At 68.4% G+C, this 19,143-nt stretch carries 14 protein-coding genes; 9 read left to right on the top strand and 5 right to left on the bottom strand.

The window, feature by feature from the left end; translation table 11 throughout:
• Nucleotides 1–101 precede the first annotated feature (101 nt).
• Entirely contained in the window at nt 102–560 is a 459-nt protein-coding gene (locus tag IZR01_RS22645) for a GNAT family N-acetyltransferase (protein WP_323746300.1), read from the top strand.
• A gap of 79 nt (nt 561–639) precedes the next feature.
• On the opposite strand, the gene IZR01_RS22640 is transcribed toward IZR01_RS22645, so the two are convergent.
• Nucleotides 640–3,027: a family 20 glycosylhydrolase gene (locus IZR01_RS22640; RefSeq protein WP_194925018.1), complete on the bottom strand. Its 2,388-nt coding sequence runs from the start codon at nt 3,025–3,027 to the stop codon at nt 640–642.
• Nucleotides 3,028–3,149: 122 nt separating this feature from the next.
• Nucleotides 3,150–3,869, bottom strand: a complete 720-nt coding sequence (locus tag IZR01_RS22635; protein ID WP_194925017.1) for an alpha/beta fold hydrolase — start codon at nt 3,867–3,869, stop codon at nt 3,150–3,152.
• A 71-nt stretch (nt 3,870–3,940) separates the two neighbouring features.
• Here IZR01_RS22635 and uvrB point away from each other — a divergent pair, with 71 nt between their 5' ends.
• From uvrB to IZR01_RS22615, 4 genes are all read left to right on the top strand, one after another.
• Entirely contained in the window at nt 3,941–6,052 is a 2,112-nt protein-coding gene (gene uvrB, locus IZR01_RS22630; protein WP_194894050.1) for an excinuclease ABC subunit UvrB, read from the top strand.
• A 698-nt stretch (nt 6,053–6,750) separates the two neighbouring features.
• Nucleotides 6,751–7,245, top strand: a complete 495-nt coding sequence (locus IZR01_RS22625) for a DUF6343 family protein (RefSeq protein ID WP_194925016.1) — start codon at nt 6,751–6,753, stop codon at nt 7,243–7,245.
• Nucleotides 7,245–8,087, top strand: coding sequence for a hypothetical protein (locus IZR01_RS22620; protein WP_228560012.1), 843 nt, complete (start codon nt 7,245–7,247; stop codon nt 8,085–8,087). Before IZR01_RS22625 ends, IZR01_RS22620 begins: the two co-directional genes overlap by 1 nt.
• Nucleotides 8,088–8,152: 65 nt before the next feature.
• Nucleotides 8,153–9,184 (top strand): LLM class F420-dependent oxidoreductase, encoded by a 1,032-nt coding sequence (locus IZR01_RS22615; RefSeq protein ID WP_194894053.1) that lies wholly within the window; start codon nt 8,153–8,155, stop codon nt 9,182–9,184.
• Here the strand turns inward: IZR01_RS22615 and IZR01_RS22610 are convergent.
• The 3 genes from IZR01_RS22610 to IZR01_RS22600 form a co-directional block, all read right to left on the bottom strand.
• Nucleotides 9,081–12,179: an NACHT domain-containing protein gene (locus IZR01_RS22610; RefSeq protein ID WP_194925015.1), complete on the bottom strand. Its 3,099-nt coding sequence runs from the start codon at nt 12,177–12,179 to the stop codon at nt 9,081–9,083. The two genes, IZR01_RS22615 and IZR01_RS22610, sit on opposite strands and share 104 nt — an antisense overlap.
• A gap of 76 nt (nt 12,180–12,255) precedes the next feature.
• Nucleotides 12,256–13,194: a proteasome assembly chaperone family protein gene (locus IZR01_RS22605; RefSeq protein WP_194894055.1), complete on the bottom strand. Its 939-nt coding sequence runs from the start codon at nt 13,192–13,194 to the stop codon at nt 12,256–12,258.
• 90 nt (nt 13,195–13,284) lie between these two features.
• Nucleotides 13,285–14,058, bottom strand: coding sequence for a sugar isomerase domain-containing protein (locus IZR01_RS22600; protein WP_194925014.1), 774 nt, complete (start codon nt 14,056–14,058; stop codon nt 13,285–13,287).
• A 305-nt stretch (nt 14,059–14,363) separates the two neighbouring features.
• Here IZR01_RS22600 and IZR01_RS22595 point away from each other — a divergent pair, with 305 nt between their 5' ends.
• The 4 genes from IZR01_RS22595 to IZR01_RS22580 all read left to right on the top strand — a co-directional run.
• Nucleotides 14,364–15,452 carry a TerC family protein gene (locus tag IZR01_RS22595; protein ID WP_228560010.1) on the top strand — a complete coding sequence of 363 codons (1,089 nt, stop codon included), beginning with the start codon at nt 14,364–14,366 and terminating at the stop codon, nt 15,450–15,452.
• A gap of 104 nt (nt 15,453–15,556) precedes the next feature.
• Nucleotides 15,557–16,153 carry an MscL family protein gene (locus tag IZR01_RS22590; RefSeq protein ID WP_194894057.1) on the top strand — a complete coding sequence of 199 codons (597 nt, stop codon included), beginning with the start codon at nt 15,557–15,559 and terminating at the stop codon, nt 16,151–16,153.
• A gap of 40 nt (nt 16,154–16,193) precedes the next feature.
• Nucleotides 16,194–18,134, top strand: a complete 1,941-nt coding sequence (locus IZR01_RS22585; protein ID WP_194894058.1) for an ABC1 kinase family protein — start codon at nt 16,194–16,196, stop codon at nt 18,132–18,134.
• Nucleotides 18,135–18,261: 127 nt separating this feature from the next.
• On the top strand, nt 18,262–19,143 hold an 882-nt coding region (locus IZR01_RS22580; RefSeq protein ID WP_194925013.1), incomplete at its 3' end, for an MFS transporter.

The raw sequence follows: 19,143 nt of genomic DNA, 5'->3' as shown, positions 1-19,143 counted from the left end.
GGGTGGCGGGGATGCCCGAGAGTTATCTCTCAGATGCGGGCACGAGTCGAGCTTTTCCAAGCAGAATCCAAGGCCGGCGGGAGAAAAACACAGTGGTGGACGTGGTGGACGTGACGGTGCGGCCGGCCCGGACGGACGAGGTGGGGGCGCTGACCGAGCTGGTCCTGCGCTCCAAGGCCCATTGGGGCTACAGCGCGGAGTTCATGGAGCGCTGCCGGGCGGAGCTGACGCTCCACGCCGAGGAGGTGGTCCCCTCCCGCCTCACGGTCGCCGAGATCGCGGGACGGGTGGTCGGCGTCGCCTCGCTGGACGGCGAACCGCCGGAGGGCGAGTTGGGGAAGCTGTTCGTCGACCCCGATCTGATCGGCAAAGGCGTGGGCGGCCGGTTGTTCCGCCACATGGTCGCGATGGCGCGCGGCGCTGGGTTCCGCACCCTCGTGCTTGATGCGGACCCCAACGCCGAGCCGTTCTATGAGGCGATGGGCTTCGTCCGTGTCGGAGTGGTGCCTTCGGGCTCCATCCCCGGGCGGACGCTGAACCGGTACGCCTTGGAACTTTGATGTGGGCCGATCTCAACAGAGTCGATCTGAACAGAGTTGATGCGAACAGGGTCGATGTGACCGGAGAACCTTGCCTTGACTAGCTGATCGTCCAGTGCTGCAACGCGCTCCCGCTCTTGCTCTCCTGCGTCACCAGCGCGTTGTTCGCCGTGGACGCCGTGGTCAGCAGCAGACCGCTGTTCGCCGAGGCGATCGTGTAGCCGCCGCCGGCCAGCGCCGTCACGTTCCAGTGCTGGTTCGCGTTCCCGGTGCACGTCCACTGGATCACGGCCGCGCCGGGCGACGAGGAGCTGCCGGTCACGTCCATGCACAGCCCCGAAACGCCGTTGGTGAGCTGGTAGGAGCCGTCGGCCTGCTCAGTGAAGGTCCACTGCTGGTTCTTGCCGCCCTGTAGACCCCAGGTGATGAGCTGGGTGCCGGTGGCTGTGGAGCTGGCCGGGTCGTCCAGGGCCTGGGTGCCCGTGGTGATCGTGTGGGTGCCGCGGACGCCGGAGTCGGTGTCGTCGAAGGCCTCGAACTCCCAGAGCGAGTAGCCGTATTGGGTGCCGCGGGCCGTGCCGTCCATGCGGAGGTAGCGGCCGGTGGCGTCCGGGAACGTCAACGTCTCTGTGCCGCCGGTGCCGTTGCTACGCGTGTAGACGGTGGTCCAGTTGGTGCCGTCGTTCGACAGCTGGATCTGGTAGTTCTTCCCGTAGGCCGTCTCCCAGGCCAGCACCACGCGGTTCACGGTCTGCACCGAGCCGAGGTCCACCTGGAGCCACGTCGGGTCGACGTACTGGCTCGACCAGCGGGTGCTCAGATCGGCGTCGGTGGCGTTCGCGGCGGGGAAGTTCGGCGTCTCGATGCTGGAAGCCGTGGTCGGCTTGCCCTGCGCCAGGTCGCCGGCGATGGTCGGCTTCGGGTAGAGCGGGTTGCGGCCGACGGCGTCCATGATCGGGACGAACGCGGCGTAGGTGGGGACCAGCTTCGGGGTGTTCCACGTCATCTGCGCCAGGTCGCGCATCGGGTACTTGATGCCCTCGGCGGTCTGGTCCTCGGTCTCCGCGCCCGGGCTGTCGCACCAGACGTGAATCAGGGCGCCGAGATTCGCGGCGTCGTTGGTGATCGTGGCCGAACCGTCGAACAGGTCCGGGTTCCAGGACTCGTACATCCACGTCGTGTCCGGCTTCGGGCCGCCGTAGACGTAGTACGTCGGCGTGTACGCCTCGTTGGCTATCGTGTGCCCGGCGTCGATGACCTGCTGCGGGGACAGGCCGGTGTTGCTCCAGTACTCGACGATGATGTCCGGGTTGACGGTGATCGTGCCGTCGCCGGACTTCAGGCCGTCGTTCCACATCCGCATCGTCTTGCCGCCGGTCCGCACGATGCCGTCGGCCCAGTTCACGAAGCCGTAGAAGGTGTCCTTCGCGGTGGCGTTCGCGCCGTAGTTCTGCTGGGCGTAGGTGAGCAGCTGCGGGTAGGAGCTGTAGTTGGTCACGTACTCGTCGGCCCCGAGGTGCCAGTACGGGCTGTTGGTGAACAAGGGCTCGTACTCATTGATCAGGTCACTGATCAGCTGCCGGGCGCCGGGGATGGTCAGGTCGATGTAGCTGGAGCTGGCGTTGCCCGAGCTGTCCTTGAGCCGGTAGTCGTGGCCGATGCCCAGCTCGGCGGACAGGATCGCGTCCATGTGCCCGGGCATGTCGATCTCCGGGACGACGGTCACGTGGTACTGGTTCGCCAGCGCGATGATGTCCTTGATGTCCTGCTTGGAGTAGTGCTGCGGCGAGGTGATCTCCGGGTGGGTGTCGCTCTCCAGCCGGAAGCCGTAGGTGTCCGACAAGTGCAGGTGCAGGTAGTTCATCTTGAGGTAGGACATCTCGCGGATCTGGTTCTCCACGAACGCCACGTCGAAGAACCGGCGCCCGGTGTCCAGCATCAGCCCGCGCTCGGCCTTGTCCGGGGAGTCGGTCGCGGTGCCGGCGGCGATCGTCGGACCCTGATGGAGCAGCTGGAGCACGGTGCGCGTGCCCCAGAACTCGCCGGTGGTGGTGCTGCCCTGGATTGAGATGCCGCCGCCGACAGTCATCGTGTAGCCCTCGGTCGGCTGGTGGCCGCCGAGCGTCAGCGCGATGTCGCCGGGACCGGCCTGGCCCTGCGCCACGCCGACGACGCGGCCTTCGAGGGCGGACAGGTCGGTGGCGAAGGTGTTCGCGTCGCCCTGGAGTTGGCCGGCGTAGGCCGGGTCGATGACGACGCGGCTCGCCGCGGTCCAGGCGTAGGAGCCGGAGCCGGACGCCGCGGTCCAGGTACGGACGGCGGGGACGGTTTGTGGCGGGCCGGAGGCGGCTGCGGTTGGGGTTGCGGCCGCGGCGGCGCGAGTGGCGTCGTGCGCGGCGGCTTGCGCGGTGTGTGGTGCGACGACGGCGGAGACGGGGATGACGGCGGCTATGAGGGCGGCCGCCGGGAGGATACGGAGGGATCGCATGGACCTGCCCGGTTCACTAGGTGGGAGCGGTGCATGGTTTTGAGCGAAACGGTGCTTGAGAGTGCGTGGTCTTGCGTGGTCTAGACCGCTGGCGCGCGCTAGTGCGCAGTATTGAGCAGGGATCATTTGTTGGCAAGGTCTTCCACGAACTCTGACAGGAAGTCGGCGATCGGCTCGGGGTCGGTGAGGACGGCCAGATGGCCGGCGGCCAGGCGGGTCGTGGGCCAGCCGAGGGCTTCGGCGCGGTCGGCTTGCCGCTGGTAGCCCTCGCTGAGTTGGAGGTAGGTGCACGGTGTGCGCTGTGTGCTGTGCTGCGTCGCGGACCAGCTCGCGGTCTCCGGAGCCGGCTCCTGGAAGTACGCCAGCGCGATCGGATGGAGCTCGGCCAGGAAGGCTTCTCGTTGTGCTGCCTGCGGAATCAGCTCTGTTACTACCTCTTGGGGGAACCACTGGTCCCATGGCGGCAGCATTCCGTCGTGCGTCATCGCCGTCAGGGCTTCGCCGAAGTCCGCCGGGGAGGCGTCGAAGTCGCTCAGGCCGGGGCGGGGGAGCTGCGCGTCGACGAAGGCGGTGCCGATCACACGCTCGTCGAGGGCGTCCGCGATGACCGGCAGATAAGCACCGGCGCCGCTGTGGCCGACGAGGACGGTCTCGTCCCGGTGTGCATTCCGGGCGACTGCCTCGGCGAACCGGTGCGCGTACGGCCCGGGGCCGGCGGCGATGCCGTGCAGGCTGGGGACCAGGACGTCGTAGTGTCCGCGCAGCAGCCGCGCGACCGGTTGCCAGGTGGCGGGTCCCACCAACGGGCTGTGGACCAGGATCAGGAGTGGCGCGTGTGGCATGAGGTGATTGTCGCTCCAGACGCCTTCGCGACGTTCCCGTGCTTGTCGGAGCCGCCGCGTAGCCTTTGAACATGCGCCCTCTGTCCGAACTCACCCGCACCGTCGCCCCGATCGAGGTCGTCAGCGACTACCAGCCCGCCGGCGACCAGCCCGCGGCCATCGCCGAGCTGGCCCGGCGGATCGAGGCCGGGGAGCAGGACGTGGTGCTGCTGGGCGCCACCGGTACCGGTAAGTCGGCGACCACCGCGTGGCTGATCGAGAAGTTGCAGCGGCCGACCCTGGTGATGGCGCCGAACAAGACGCTGGCCGCGCAGCTGGCCAACGAGTTCCGCGAGCTGCTGCCGAACAACGCGGTCGAGTACTTCGTCTCCTACTACGACTACTACCAGCCCGAGGCGTACGTCCCGCAGACCGACACCTACATCGAGAAGGACTCCTCGGTCAACGAGGAGGTGGAGCGGCTGCGGCACTCCACCACCAACTCGCTGCTGACCCGGCGGGACGTGGTCGTGGTCTCGACCGTGTCCTGCATCTACGGCCTGGGCACGCCGGAGGAGTACCTGAAGGCCTCGGTGCGGCTGCGGGTCGGCGAGGAGCACGACCGGGACAAGATGCTGCGGCGCTTCGTGGACATGCAGTACGCGCGCAACGACGTCGCCTTCACCCGCGGCACGTTCCGGGTCCGCGGCGACACCGTCGAGATCTTCCCCGTCTACGAGGAGCACCCGGTCCGGATCGAGATGTTCGGCGACGAGGTCGAGCGGCTGATGACGCTGCACCCGGTCACCGGCGAGATCCTGACCGTCGACGAGGAGCTGCGGGTCTTCCCGGCCACGCACTACGTCGCCGGCTCGGACCGGATGGAGCGGGCGCTGGGCGGGATCGAGACCGAACTGGCCGACCGGCTGGCCGAGCTGGAGAAGCAGGGCAAGCTGCTGGAGGCGCAGCGGCTGCGGATGCGGACGACGTACGACCTGGAGATGATGCGGCAGGTCGGGTTCACCTCCGGGATCGAGAACTACTCGCGGCACATCGACGGCCGCGAGGCCGGCTCCCCGCCCTCGACGCTGATCGACTTCTTCCCCGAGGACTTCCTGCTGGTCATCGACGAGTCGCACGTCACCGTCCCGCAGATCGGCGCCATGCACGAGGGCGACGCCTCCCGTAAGCGCACGCTGGTCGAGCACGGCTTCCGGCTCCCGTCGGCGATCGACAACCGGCCGCTGCGCTGGGAGGAGTTCGAGGAGCGGATCGGGCAGACGGTGTACCTGTCGGCCACGCCCGGCCCGTACGAGCTGGCCAAGCAGCGCGACGAGCCCTCGAAGGCCCCGGTGGAGCAGATCATCCGCCCGACCGGCCTGGTCGACCCGCAGGTGGTGCTCAAGCCGACCCAGGGCCAGATCGACGACCTGGTCGCCGAGGTGCAGGCCCGGGCCGCGCGCAACGAGCGCTCGCTGGTGACGACGCTGACCAAGAAGATGTCCGAGGACCTGACGGACTACCTGCTGGAACGCGGCGTCCGGACCCGCTACCTGCACTCCGAGGTCGACACCCTGCGCCGGGTGGAGCTGCTGCGCGAGCTGCGCCTGGGCGAGTACGACGTCCTGGTCGGCATCAACCTCCTGCGCGAAGGCCTGGACCTGCCCGAGGTCTCCCTGGTCGCGATCCTGGACGCGGACAAGGAAGGCTTCCTGCGCAGCGGCCGCTCCCTGATCCAGACCATCGGCCGCGCCGCCCGCAACGTCTCCGGCGAGGTCCACATGTACGCGGACACGATCACCCCCTCGATGCGCCTGGCGATCGACGAGACCAACCGCCGCCGCGAGAAGCAGGTCGCCTACAACGTGGCCAACGGCGTCGACCCCCAACCCCTGCGCAAGCGCATCGCCGACATCACCGACCTGCTGCTACGCGAGGACGCCGACACCGCCGAGCTCCTGGGCGGCTCCGGGCGCCAGCAGTCGCGGGGCAAGGCACCGGTGCCGGGCGTGGCTTCGAAGGGGAGCGTGCGGACCCTGGACCTGGCCGGCAAGCCGGCCGAGGAGCTGCTGGGGCTGATCGAGGACTTGTCGCAGCAGATGCACGCGGCTGCGGCGGAGTTGCAGTTCGAGTTGGCGGCTCGGTTCCGGGATGAGATTGGGGAGTTGAAGAAGGAGTTGCGGGCTATGCAGGCGGCTATGTAGGGGCTGTTGGTTGGTTGGTTGGTTGGTTGGTTGGCTTGGGGCGGCTGGCGGCTGGCTGGCGTGGAGCGGCTGGCCTCGCGGGCCTTGGTGGGCTGTTGGCTCGCGTGGGGCTGTCAGCCCGGGGCGGTTGCTGGTGCGGCGTGCTTGCTCGGTGGTCTGGTCGGTCGCGGGCCGATGGTTCCGCAACCGGGACGCGTGGCTGGCCGGCTATGGGGTCGCCGACGGCTGCCGCTGCATGGATTCGCGCGCGGGATGCAGTTGTCGCGGTGGGGTTGGCCTAGATAGCAGGCCCCACCGCTCGGGAACATCCACGCGTGGCAAACAGCCGCGAGCGCACTGCCTCTGATGCCGCCGCTGCCCCTGATGCCAGCGCCGGCCCGCGTGCCTGATTCGCGGACCGGAGCAAGGCCCGTGGCTCGGCCAGCAAGCGCCAAGCTGTGTGCTGCCAGCTCGCCGAACGTGCCCTGCCGGTTCCGCAATGCGGCAGGTGCCGTGGCTGTTCTGTTCGCCACTGAGTGGCCGGCGCCGCGCCGAGACCCGCTGGCCGAGCCTGCCTGCTCTTGGTGGCCGTGCCCGCCTGCTTCTGCTCGCCGAGTCCGCCTGCTCCCATGCCGCCCCACCCGCCACCGCCGCGTGTCGGTGATATCCCCGGCACCGTGCCGGGCATTACTCTGGAAAAGAGGACCGGGAGTACTGCCATGACCAGGTTCGATCCCCACCGTATCCGCAGCGGCGACGAGCCCATGCACGCGCGCAGTCCGCTGCGCATGCGCCTGGTCATGGCGTTGATCGGGGTGGCCAGTGCCATCGGCGGGGTGGTCTTCTTCGTCACCCAGCACGCGGTCGGGTTCGTGGTCTTCTGCGCGGTGGTCGGGCTCGTCGCGCTGGTTGACGCGATCGTCGTGGTGCGCCACATCCGGCAGGGGGCGCATTGGCAGCCTGGGCGGGACATTCCGCCGTACCGGCCGGTCGAGGAGCCGGAGGAGCGGCTGCGGGAGCGTGCGCCGTTGTCGCAACACACGCGTGAGCACGTGTACTTGGCGATGATGGGGACGTGCCTGGTGCTGGTCATCCTCGCGTGGACGGTCGTGCGGCTGTTCTCGCCGGGGCTGGCGATCGCGATGAGTGTCGTGGCGGCGTTCATCCCGCCGTTCGCGGTGATGGTGGCCAATGCGCGGGGGCGGAATTGGTGATGGGGGACGTGCCGGCCCTGGATCCGTTGAGCTATCCCGGCCGGGTGATCGGTGAGCCCGCGTTGCTGTCGGGTGCGCAGGTGCTGGAGATGACTGCGAGCGCTGGGCCGATGGGGCGCTGGCGTGTGCAGGGGGCTGACTTTCTGGACGCGGCACTTGAGCAACTCGCTCAGCCACCGACCGGGAAACGCCATCCGGTCATCGCGATCGGCTCCAACGCGGCACCCGCACAGCTCCACTACAAGCTGACCCGCCTCGCGCTGCCGTCTGTGGTTCCGATGACGCCGCTGACCGTATCAGGGCTCGGCATCGGCGTATCCGCCCATGTCGCGCTCAACGGCTACGTCGCTAATTCCCCGTTTGCCGACCCCGGCAGCGTGGCGCAGGCGCGGGTCGTTCTGACGCTCCTAGACGCCGAACAACTGCGAGCCGTGGACGATACCGAGCTTCCCCGCTACCGCAGGGTCCTGTTGTCCCGCGACGAGTACCCGATGGTGCTGCCGTCGGGGGAGCGGCTGGAGGCCGCGTATCTGTACGCCAACGCCGCCGGAGTGCTGGCCGGCGAAGACGGAAAGCCGCTCACTCCCACCGCCCAGCCCACGCTCCTCGCCGCGTTGCTGGAACGGTCCGCGCGTTTACGCGAGCTGTTCGACTCGCCCCAGGACTGGGTCGACAAGGCACGCGCGGATCCGGGGCTACGGGCCGCGGCGAAGCAGATCTTCATCGAGTCAGGGTGGGTCGTCCCGCAGGACGCCTTGCTCCGCAACGAATGCGACCCCGCTACCGCCGCTCTCACCTACAACGTCGTATCGCCTCTGGCGACCAGCCACGAGCACCCGTAGGCTGCTGCCGTCGCGCATACTGTAACGTGTTCTAGTTCCGTCCCAGCCCCCGGCGAGGAGCCTCCATGACCGCGGACCTCAAACTCGGCCTCCAACTCGGCTACTGGGCCTCCAAGCCGCCCGAGTATGACTGGGTCGGCCTGGCCAAGGAGGCCGAAGACCTCGGCTACGACTCCGTGTGGACCGCCGAGTCGTGGGGTTCCGACGTGTTCTCGCCCCTGGCCTACCTCGCGGCCAGCACCAGCCGCATCCGGCTCGGGACCGGCATCGCGCAGATGGCCGCGCGCACGCCCACCGCCACCGCCATGCACGCCATCACCCTGGACCACCTGTCCGGCGGCCGCGTCATCCTGGGGCTGGGGCTGAGCGGGCCGCAGGTGGTCGAGGGCTGGTACGGCCGGCCGTACCCGAAGCCCCTGGCCCGCACGCGCGAGTACGTGGACGTGATTCGCAAGGTCCTGCGACGCGAGACGGTAACGAACGACGGCGAGTACTACCCGCTGCCGTATCAGGGCCTGGACTCGCTGGGCCTGGGCAAGCCCCTGCGCACCAACCTGCGCCCGCTCCGCAAGGACCTCCCGCTCTTCCTCGGCGCCGAAGGCCCCAAAAACGTGGCCCTCACCGCCGAGATCGCCGACGGCTGGCTCCCGCTCTACTACGTCCCCGAACGCCCCGAGGTCTACGCCGACCAGATCGCCGGCGCCAAGGACGGCTTCGAGATCACCGCCATGGTCCACCTCGCCTTCACCGGCCCCGCCCCCGACGACATCGAACAGGCCCTGTGGCCCATCAAGGGCGCCCTGGCCTTCTACGTCGGCGGCATGGGCGCCAAGGGCGCGAACTTCCACAAGAACCTCATGGTCCGCATGGGCTACGAAGCCGAAGCCGACCGCATCCAGGAACTGTTCCTCGACGGCAAGCGCGACGAGGCCGTGATGGCCGTCCCCAGCGCCTTCGCCGACGAGATCTCGCTGGTCGGCCCGACAGCGCGGATCAAGGAGCGCTTGGCGGCGTGGCGGGAGTCTCCGGTGACGACGTTGCTGGTGACGGCTCGGGAGTCGGAGACGCTGCGGGGGTTGGCGGAGTTGGCGTTGTAGGAGGTAGTGGCGCCGCCGAAAGCCGTTGCAGCAGAACGTTGCGATGTCGGGATTCGGGCAGCGAGTCGATGAGGTCGAACAGGTCCCCACGGGCGTCTGCGGGGAGGTCGCCGAATTCCGCTGCGGAGACGAGAAGGGTCGCGGCGGCATAGCGAAACGTTCCCTGCTCGGAGCCCGGATCCCACGCTGCTGCTTCGGTGAATGCCAGCAGGTCTGTGACCTCGTGCGGGACCGGCGATTTCGCGAACGGTGCGAACAGGGCTGCGAGCAGGACGTGTCCCGCCGACACGACGCGGTTGTCGGCCGTTACCACGATCGACCGGCTGAGTTCTGAAGCGGCGTGGAACAACGGCAGTAGCGAGTGGGTGTCCAGGTCGCGGAAGTGATCTGTAAGAAGGTTGGCACTTGCGTGGGCGAGCTTCGAGTCGGTAGAGATACGGAGGCCTGCGAAGTCTTGTATTCCGGTGGGCGTGAACGTCCATTCAAAGCCGATGCGGTCGGGGCCCGGCTCGATATCTGGTCTCTCCAATCGGATCAGGCGATCGTCGTCCTTCATGGTCCGCGTCAACCTGACGCGGCTGATCAGGCCGATCCAGCCTTCGCTACGCAACTGGCCATACCAGGTATGCGCTTCCGGCGCCCAGGCGCTGCGTTTGCCAGGAAAGAGCTGTGCGTAGGTGATGCATCCACCGACGGTGACCGCGAGCAGCACAAGGTTCGCACGCCAGATGGCGTACCGCTTGACCAAGTCCATCCTGCCCGGCTGATAGTCGGGCATGGGGTTCGCCGGACGGCCGTCGTATGCCGCGTGGAACAACGTGAGCAGAACCGTCGTCACCGACGCGCGTTTCTCAGCGCTCCACCGGTCGACCATGGCGGTCAGGAAGTCCATGATCGGTGCTCGGGACGCGAGACAGTCGTAGCTGAGCAGAGCACGTAGCAATCCATCGTTGGCCGTGTAGGAGACGGCGTTGTAGAGCGCGTCACGCTGTGCGGCCAGTTCCCCGAGCAGGCGGTTCACCAGGCGGGCTATCAGATACTCGCCGAAGGTCGCGTGCAGGAACTCGTAAGTCTGAAGCTCACGTTCGCCGCGCATGGTCTTCGCGCCGTGGACGAAGAAGAACCGACCGGTGATCTTCTGCCCCGTGCTCAGCGTCGATCGCAGGGTGCTGTCGTTATGCGTGCCCTCCCATATGCCCAGGGCCTGGAAGTCCTTGGTGAGGCTTTCGTCATCGACCCACTGCGCACCCCGATTGAACATGGCGAACGAGACCACGGACAGGCGGAGGAGCTCGGCCTCGACCCGTTGATCCACGTCGGTGACACCGGGGTCCTTCATCACCTCCCGGCGCGCGAACTCCTTGAGTAGCCGCTCGTAGACCGACCCCTGGTCCAGGTCCGGGTCGATGGCCGCCAGTGCGTTGTCCGCAGCGTCGTAGAGGGCGAGCATCAACAGCAGTAGCGGCTGCTCGGCGAGCTCGCGATACCGCGCGATCGTGGTCGTCGACAGCGGTTCCACGCCTCGTTCCACGAGCGAGGCGCCGTTCTTCCGGTTCCAGATGCCGACCCACGCCGCGATCTGCTCGTCGTCGAATGGTTCCAGCCGGATGACCGGCGTCCCGGAGGGGACCACGGCCCGATCGGCGACGGCGGTGCGGGTGGTGACGATGACCGCGACCGAGCGCCCCTGGTCGAGTTCGCGCTCCTGGAAGCGCTCGATGCGCTGGAGGAAGTCGGTCTGCATGACACCCGTGGCCTGAAGCAACTCGTCGAACCCGTCGAGGATGACGACCGGCAGCAGGTCCGGCCGGCCCTTCACGAACGGGGCCCACTGCACGCGTTCGCCGGTCTGGTCCCGGATCGCCGACTCGATGTGGTCCTGGAGATCCGCGTCGGCGTTGACGTGGCGCAGCTCGATGCGGATCGGCAGGAACCGTTCGGCGGGCAGCCGCGCGGCCAGGACGCGGGTGAGGACCGACTTGCCCGAACCCGGCTGGCCGAGGACCAGCAGCGGCACGGTCGGGGCGTGCCGCGACATCAGGTAGGAGGCGAGCGCGCCGGGCAGGTCGTCGCGCACCTCCGGGCTGTCCCAGTCCTGGATGGGGAGCCCCGCGAACGCGAGCCGAAACCGGTGGCTCACGTACCCCTCGCCCAGCGACGGCGGCGTGAGGGCGGAGCCTGGGCCAGGGCCGTCGGTGAGGACGATCGGCTTGTCCAGGGCAGCTCGGTGCGCGCGGTTCAACGATTCCAGCGGCCCGGCCGACAGCGGGCTGCTCAAGGGCGCGAGCAACTGCTCCAGCTCGGCGAGGCCGGTTGTCAGTCGTTCACGGGTCGCGGCGTGCGCTTCGAGATTGAGCCAGACCTCGAACTCGGGGCAGTCGACGGCCAGCTGCCGCAGGTACTCGTGGTAGCGGGTCGTGGCGTCGATGGGTACCCGCTCGAGGATCAGCTTTTGGAGCGTGTCCGTCTCGGTATCGTCCAGCGAGTCCCAGAAGCCGAGGGTGTGCAGATAGGGATCCACCCGTGCCGACAGGGATCGGAAGTCCGCGCCGGAGTCTTCGAACTCGAACAGCGGCATGCGGGTGGTCTCGCTCAAGACCTGGAAGAGCTTGCGCCATCCCGTGTCTGCGGGTGCCTCGGCGGCCAACTGTGCTTGTTCGGAGGCCAACTGGGCTTGCTCGGTGGCCGAGAACCGCACCCTCCACTCGCCCAAAGCATCAGCGAGAGCATCAAAGTACGCAGTTATCCGTATGACCTCATGCGCCGCATGAATCCGCTCAGTCCGCGTCAGCCGATCGATGCCCCGCAGCTTCTCCCCGAACCGGTCCAGCACCTTCCCCAGCAGCCGCAGCGCCTGTTCCCGTGCTTCGAAGAGGTCGAACACGCCCGCGCCGAGCAGCATCGTGGCGCTGGCGTCGTCCAGCAGTTTGATGAGCTGGTTCTCGCCGCCGGCCAGTACTTTGACCGCGTCCATATAACGCAAAGACCGCCGCATCCGACCATCATGTCGGGTGCGGCGGTCTTCGATCTGGAGAATCTGGAGAATCAGGGTTCTCATGAAGGGGCGGTGTTCACGGCGCCGTGGGCGGTCCGTCCTGGTCCGCCAGGAAGCGCTCGAACTCCGCCGCCAGTTCGTCCGCGGTGGGCATCCTGCCGTCGTTGTCGCTGAGCAGGTTCTTGCGGTCCGTTACGTTGAACGCGTCGTACTGCCGCTCCAGGGCGCGCACTACGTCCTCGACCTCGGAGGATTCCTGGACCTGGCGCTCGATGTCCTCCGAGGCGCGGCGGGCGGCGTCGCGCAGTTCCACGTCGGGCAGGACCAGGCCGGTGGCTTCGGAGACGGCGCGCAGGAGGCGGATCGCAGCTTGCGGATACAGGGAGCTGGCCAGGTAGTGGGGGACGTGGACGGCGAAGCCGGCGGCGTCGTGGCCCCATTCGCCCAGGCGGTACTCCATCAGGGAGGCCGCCGAGCTGGGAACCTGGAGGCGGTCCAGGACCGGCTGGTCTGTGGTGTCGACCAGGCCGGGGTTGGTGGCGTGGGCGGTGATGCCCAGGGGCCTGGTGTGCGGGATGCCCATGGGGATGCCGTGCATGCCGACCGTGATGCTGATGTCGTAGTGCTCTACCAGGCTGCGGACGGCCAGGGCGAACAGTTCCCATTCGCGGTCTGGCTCCAGGCCGTCCAGGAGCAGGAAGCGCTTGCCGGCTCCGTCGGTGAGCAGGTGCAAGTCCAGGGCCGGGTCTTCATAGTGGTCGTAGTGGTCTTTGTCGAAGGTCATCGTGGGGCGCCGGCTGCGGTAGTCGATGAGCCGGTCCACGTCGAAGGAGGCGACCAGGCGGTGGTCGAACTGGTCCAGCAGGTGCTCGCTGGCCAGCCGGCCGGCGCCGCCGGCGTCCATGAAGCCTTCCATCTGGTGCAGCATGACGACGCCGGCCAGGCCCGGTGTGCCGGGCGCCAGCTCGTACAGAGCTTTGGGATCCTTGCGCGCGACCACTGTGAAGCACCTCATCCGTCTCGTCGGGCTGTCCGGCCGTTCACGTCCAGCCTAACCATCAGCGACCGGCGGGTGGTGATCTATTCCACGCCGAGCCGCCCGCGTTCAGGACGCCGAGCGCCGGATCCGTCCGGCGTATCTCGCCTCGAGCTCGTCGTTGTGGGTGTCGGTGCCGATGGCGTTCGCCGACAGGTAGATCGGTGCCTCGATGCCGCGCTCGGCCAGCAGCCGGATCGATTCGGCGATCATCGCCTGGGCCAGGACCGCGTTGCCGACCGAGGAGATGCCGCACACGTTCGCGCCGAAGGAGGGCAGCGGCAGCACCGAGTCGCCGTACGGGGCGCCGTTGTCCAGCACCACGTCGGCGAAGTCCTTCAGGCGCTTGCCGGAGGAGTGCCGCGAGGTGATGCGCGCGGTGTGCTCCAGGGAGGTGACGGCGATCAGCTTGTGCCCGAGCGAGGTGACGTGCTCGGCCAGGTCCACGATCACGCCGTTGCCGCCGGAGTTGGAGGCGATGATGAACACGTCCTGCGGCTCGACCGGCGCCAGGTCGTAGATCCGCTTGGCCAGCCCCTCCCGGCGCTCGATCTTGGGGTCGTTGAGGAAGTCCACCGACTCCCCGCCGAACAGGATCAGGTCGCGCAGCGCCAGCTTGTTGCTCGGCACGAACCCGCCGGCCCGCCCGGCCACCTCCATCGCCAGCGCCTCGGAGTGCCCGGTCCCGAACGCCTGCAGCACGCCCTCGTTCGCGATCGAGTCCGCGACCAGGGCGCCGGCCGCCGCGACCGCGTCCAGCTGGGTCTTCTCGATATGCTCCAGCACCCGGCGGACCTCGGCGAGGTATCCGGTCGGCGACAGCTCCGGCGGCAGGGACTCCATGGGCTTCTCCCTCGGTGCGGTTCGGTGACCCGGATCGGTGTGGTTTACCGGTGTGCTCTATCGGTGTGGTCTAAACCACATAGATCCGTGTCCACTAAAGCAGATTCGGCGCTCGTCCGTACTTCGGTTTGCGTTATAGCCCGCGCTCCTGGGACCATCGAGGTATCGGAGGGGAGTACTCCCCAATCGGACGGGCCGTCATCACGGAGCCTCAAAGCTCCCGGTCCCCCAGCCTGAGCTGCGGTTTAGGCGGAGAAGACTTCCGGCGCTTGTGCACGTCTTGACAACGCCGGAGGAGCCCCGCAATGCATGTCAGCCTCACCGTCTGGATCGTCACCATCGCCGTGCTGGCCGCGGCCGTGGGCCTGGACCTGTGGCACGGCATCCGCTACCCGCACGCGATCAAGACCCGCGAGGCCGCGGTCTGGGTGTCCGCCATCGTCGCCGCCAGCATCCTGTTCGGCATCGGTGTCTGGTACTTCACCAGCCATCGCTACGGCAGCGAGTTCTTCGCCGGCTGGATCACCGAATACAGCCTCAGCGTCGATAATCTGTTCGTCTTCGTCATCATCTTGACCAAGCTGCGCGTCCCGCGCGCCTACCAGTCCCAGGTGCTGCTGTGGGGCGTGGTGATGGCCCTGGTGCTGCGCGGCATCTTCATCGGCGTCGGCAGCGCGGTCATCAACCAGTTCAGCTGGATCTTCTACTTCTTCGGCGCGTTCCTGGTCTACACCGCGGTCAAGCTCGCCGCCGGGCACGGCGGCGAGGAGGACTTCAAGGAGAACCGGCTGCTGCGCCGGGTGCGCACGGCCGTGAAGACCACCGACGACTACGACGGCGCGCGGCTGGTCACGCACGTCGGCGGGCACCGGCGGTTCACCCCGATGCTGATCGTGATGGTCGCGATCGGCTCCACCGACCTGCTGTTCGCGCTGGACTCCATCCCGGCGATCTTCGGGCTGACCAAGGAGCCGTACATCGTCTTCACCGCCAACGCCCTGGCGCTGCTGGGCCTGCGGCAGCTGTACTTCCTGCTCGGCGCACTGATGGACCGGCTGGTGCACCTGTCCTACGGGCTGTCGGCGATCCTGGCCTTCATCGGCGTGAAGATGGTCTTCGAGGCGCTGCACGGCTCCGGGGTCGAGCACATCGGGCCGGTCACCGTGCCGACGATCGGGATCGCGGTTTCGCTGGGGGTCATCATCGGGGTCCTGGCGATCACGACGGTGACCAGCTTGTGGAGCACGCGGGGCGCGGAGCCGGCGGAGGCGGAGCCGGTGGAGACGGGTCTGGTCGAGCAGGTATCGGCGGAGAAGCAGCCGGTGGAGACGAATCTGGTCGGGCAGGAATCGGTGGAGCAGGAATCGGCGAAGAAGGAACCGCTGGAGAAGTAGCGTCGCCCGACCTCCGGGCGAGAGGTCGTTTTCCCAGGCGCCGACCGGATGTGGCATGCTGCCGCGCGAATCTTGTCAGTATCCTGTGAGACCCAGGGGGGTCAATGAACGGCTTCGCGAAATTCGTCGTGCGCGGGAACGTCATCGGGCTGGCCGTCGGCGTCGTCATCGGCGCCGCGTTCAGCGCGATGGTCACCGCGTTCACCGGGGCGTTCCTCACGCCGCTGATCGGCTGGGCGACCGGCGGCATCGGCGACTACAGCCAGAAGCACTTCTCGCTGGGCAAGACGACCTTCCCCTACGGGCTGTTCGTCAACGCCGGCATCAGCTTCCTGCTCACCGCCGCCACGCTGTACTTCCTCATCGTGCTGCCGGTGAACAAGCTCACCGAGGAGTTGAACCCGCACCACGACCTGTCGCACTCCAAGCGCCCCTGCCCGGAGTGCTTGCAGCAGATCCCGGCGCGGGCCCGGCGGTGCAGCTTCTGCACCTCGACCGTGAGCCCGATCCTCGACGAGGATTCACCGCTGCTCACCGACGACGTCCCCGGCGCGATCCCGCTGCGTGCCGAGCTGCCGGAGATGAGGGAGCCCGAGCCGGAGCCCGAGCCGGAGCCTGAGTCGGAGCCCGAGCCGGAGTCGGAGCTGGTGCCGGCGGCCGGCCTCAAGCCGGTGGCCGGCGCCGCGAGCGCAGGTGCGTGAACAGCGCCATTGCGGTTGCGGCGACCAATAAGGTCGCCGCATGAGCTACTTGCAGGGACCGATGTTCCTGGTGACCTGGATCGTGACGGTGGTCGTGCTCGGCTCCGTCGTGCGGCGGCTGCTGGGCGTCCGGTTCTCGGCCACCCGGCTGATCATCGCCGCCGGGATCTCCTTCGCGGCGTCCGCGCCGATCCTGAACGCGATGCTCGGTCCCAAGCTGCCCGACGGCACCCTGGCGGACGCCAGGAAGCCGCTGCTGCTGGTGTTGGCGATGCTGGTCATCCTGCTGCCCAGCATGGTGTTCCTGGTGGTCGCTGAGGCATTGGCGCCCAGCGGCAGCCTGCCGACCCCGCTGGAGTGGGTCAGGGGCCTGCGCAGCCGGGTGGCGCGCTCCCGCCGGTACTGGCGGTTCACCATGATCCTGATGCGCCACGGCCTCGGTCCTTATCTGCGAGGCCGGCGGCCGCAGGCGAACATCGGCCGGTCGTTGCGGGAGGCGCTGAACGAGGGCGGGCTGACGTTCATCAAGTTCGGCCAGATCCTGTCCACCCGCCGCGATCTGCTCCCGGCCGAGGTCGTCGACGAGCTCTCGCTGCTGCAACACCAGGCCGCCTTCGTGGCGTGGCCGGAGATCGAGGCCGTGTTGGCCGCCGAGTACGGAGCGGTCGGGAAGGTCTTCGACCGGTTCGACCGCGAGCCGCTGGCCGCGGCGTCGGTCGCGCAGGTGCACACCGCGCGGCTGCTCTCCGGCGAGGAGGTGGTGGTCAAGGTGCGCCGGCCCGGCGTCACCACGCAGGTGAACCGCGACCTGGACATCATCCGGCGGCTGGCCCGGACGCTGGAACGGCGCACGTCCTGGGCCCGGTCGCTGGGCGTCGTGGCGCTCGCCGAGGGGTTCGCGAACGCGCTGCGCGAGGAGTTGGACTTCCGGATCGAGGCCCGGAACCTGGCGGCGGTGGCGGTGACCCGGGTCGAGGGGGTGGCCGTGCCGAAGGCGTTCACCGCGCAGTCCTCGGCGCGGGTGCTGGTGATGGAACGGTTCGACGGCGTGCCGTTGCGGCGGGCGATGCCGGAGCTGGCCGAGCGCGGGATCGATCCGCGCGAGTTGGCCGAGCGGCTGCTGGACTATCTGCTGCGGCAGGTGATGATCGACGGCGTCTTCCACGCCGATCCGCACCCCGGCAACATCCTGCTGCTGCCCGACGGCCGGCTGGGGATGCTCGACTTCGGCTCGGTGGGCCGGCTGGACTCCGCGCTGCGGTCGTCGATGCAGCGGCTGCTGGCGGCTGTCGACGCGGGGGACCCGCTGTATCTGTGCGACGCGGTGCTGGAGGTGATGACGGCGCCGGAGGACATCGACGAGGCCGCGCTGGAACGGGACCTGGGGCGGTTCACGGCGCGGCATCTGCGCCGCGACTCAGGGTTCGACGTCGCGATGTTCACGGACCTGTTCCGGATCGTCACCTCCCACGGCTTGGCGGTCCCGGCCGAGGTCGCGGCGGTGTTCCGGGCGTTGGGGACGTTGGAGGGGACGCTGAGCGAGCTGACGCACGACTTCGACATCGTCACCGAGGCGCGCAAACTGGCCGGCGGGTACGCGGCCGAGAAGCTGACGCCGGACGCGCTCAAGCGTGAGGCCACGGCCGAGTTGGCCGCGTTGGTGCCGATGCTGCGGCGGCTGCCGCGCCGGGTGGACCGGCTGGTCGGGGCGCTGGAGGGCGGCAAGCTGAGTGTGAACGTGCGGCTGTTCGCCGACCGGCGGGACCGGGAGGTGGTGACCCGGCTGGTGCACCAGGTGCTGATCACGGTGCTCGCGGCGACGTCCGGGGTGATGGGGGTGCTGATGGTCGGGCGGCAGAACGGGCCGATGGTCGGGAAGTCGGTGAGCCTGTACCAGTTCCTCGGGTACAGCTTCTTGGCGGTGGCCAGCGTGTTGGCGTTGCGGGTGCTGGTGGTCGTGTTCCGGCGGCCTGAGGAGTGAGTTTGCGTTTCGCCTGGGTCTGAGGGCTGGGGCTGCTCTGCCGGCTTTCGATTCCCCGCTGGTTTTCACTTTCCCTGCTGGTTTTCACTGACAGTCGGTGTCAGCGAACCTGTCGAGACTGGGGCTCATGGAACTCGCAAGCGCCACGCGGCGGGCCGAGCGGCTGCTCGTACCCGCCGCTTTCGTCACCGCCCTGGGCAACAACGTGCAGCTGATCGCCGGGGCGCTGCTGATGATCCGGGACGACCGGACGATGTTGTCGGTCGGCCTGCTGTTCGTCGCGGTGGCCGTGCCGCAGGTGGTGCTCTCGCCGTACTTCGGGCGGCTGGCGGACCGGCACGACCGGCGGCGGCTGTGGATCGGGTGCGATCTGGCGTCGGCGGTGCTGGCCCTGGCCCTGCCGGTGTGGCTGGCCTGCGGCGGGGCGCAGGGGGTGGGGGTGTATGCGGCGAACTTCGCTTTGGCGGTGGTGGCGGCGCTGTTCTTCCCGGTGAGCAACGCGATGGTCAAGGAGCGGGTGCGGGCCTCGCAGGTGCGGCGGTTCAACGCGAACTACGAGATGGCCACGCAGGGCGGGATGTTGCTGTCGGCGACGGTCGGGGGGTTGTTGGTGCAGCGGTTGGGGGCTTCGCCGTTGTTGGTCTTCAATGCGGGGACGTTTTTGGTGTCGGCGGTTTTGGTGGCGGGGGTTGGTGGGCGTGCCGGTGCCGGTGCCGGTGCCCGTGCCCGTGCCCGTGCCGGTGCCGGTGCCGGTGCCGGTGCCCGTGCTGGTGCTGGCGTTGGGCGGGGGCTTGCTCTAGAGGTCGAGCCAGGCGCTGAATCGGTTGCGGTGGCTCGGGTTCCCAATTCCGATTCCGATTCCGGTCGCGGCTCACGAGGTCCCCGGTCAGCCCCGCTCGCCCGGTTGATCTTGCTCTACGCGCAGGGCAGCGTGGTGGTGACGGTGTTCAACGCGCTGTTGCCGAAGCTGGTCATGGGGGAGTGGGGACGCGGGGCGGGGTTGTTCGGG

This window comes from Catenulispora pinisilvae (genome assembly GCF_015356865.1).
GTDB lineage: Bacteria > Actinomycetota > Actinomycetes > Streptomycetales > Catenulisporaceae > Catenulispora > Catenulispora pinisilvae.
This window is presented reverse-complemented; position numbering and strand designations above follow the sequence as displayed.

What these genes read in the sequence shown, in the direction of transcription:
- IZR01_RS22615 (WP_194894053.1), top strand. Translation starts at nt 8,153, where the DNA reads ATGACCGCGGACCTCAAACTCGGCCTCCAACTCGGCTACTGGGCCTCC.
- IZR01_RS22595 (WP_228560010.1), top strand. Translation starts at nt 14,364, where the DNA reads ATGCATGTCAGCCTCACCGTCTGGATCGTCACCATCGCCGTGCTGGCC.
- IZR01_RS22600 (WP_194925014.1), bottom strand. Translation starts at nt 14,058, where the DNA reads ATGGAGTCCCTGCCGCCGGAGCTGTCGCCGACCGGATACCTCGCCGAG.
- IZR01_RS22625 (WP_194925016.1), top strand. Translation starts at nt 6,751, where the DNA reads ATGACCAGGTTCGATCCCCACCGTATCCGCAGCGGCGACGAGCCCATG.
- IZR01_RS22605 (WP_194894055.1), bottom strand. Translation starts at nt 13,194, where the DNA reads ATGAGGTGCTTCACAGTGGTCGCGCGCAAGGATCCCAAAGCTCTGTAC.
- IZR01_RS22635 (WP_194925017.1), bottom strand. Translation starts at nt 3,869, where the DNA reads ATGCCACACGCGCCACTCCTGATCCTGGTCCACAGCCCGTTGGTGGGA.
- uvrB (WP_194894050.1), top strand. Translation starts at nt 3,941, where the DNA reads ATGCGCCCTCTGTCCGAACTCACCCGCACCGTCGCCCCGATCGAGGTC.
- IZR01_RS22610 (WP_194925015.1), bottom strand. Translation starts at nt 12,179, where the DNA reads ATGCGGCGGTCTTTGCGTTATATGGACGCGGTCAAAGTACTGGCCGGC.
- IZR01_RS22620 (WP_228560012.1), top strand. Translation starts at nt 7,245, where the DNA reads ATGGGGGACGTGCCGGCCCTGGATCCGTTGAGCTATCCCGGCCGGGTG.
- IZR01_RS22640 (WP_194925018.1), bottom strand. Translation starts at nt 3,027, where the DNA reads ATGCGATCCCTCCGTATCCTCCCGGCGGCCGCCCTCATAGCCGCCGTC.
- IZR01_RS22590 (WP_194894057.1), top strand. Translation starts at nt 15,557, where the DNA reads ATGAACGGCTTCGCGAAATTCGTCGTGCGCGGGAACGTCATCGGGCTG.
- IZR01_RS22585 (WP_194894058.1), top strand. Translation starts at nt 16,194, where the DNA reads ATGAGCTACTTGCAGGGACCGATGTTCCTGGTGACCTGGATCGTGACG.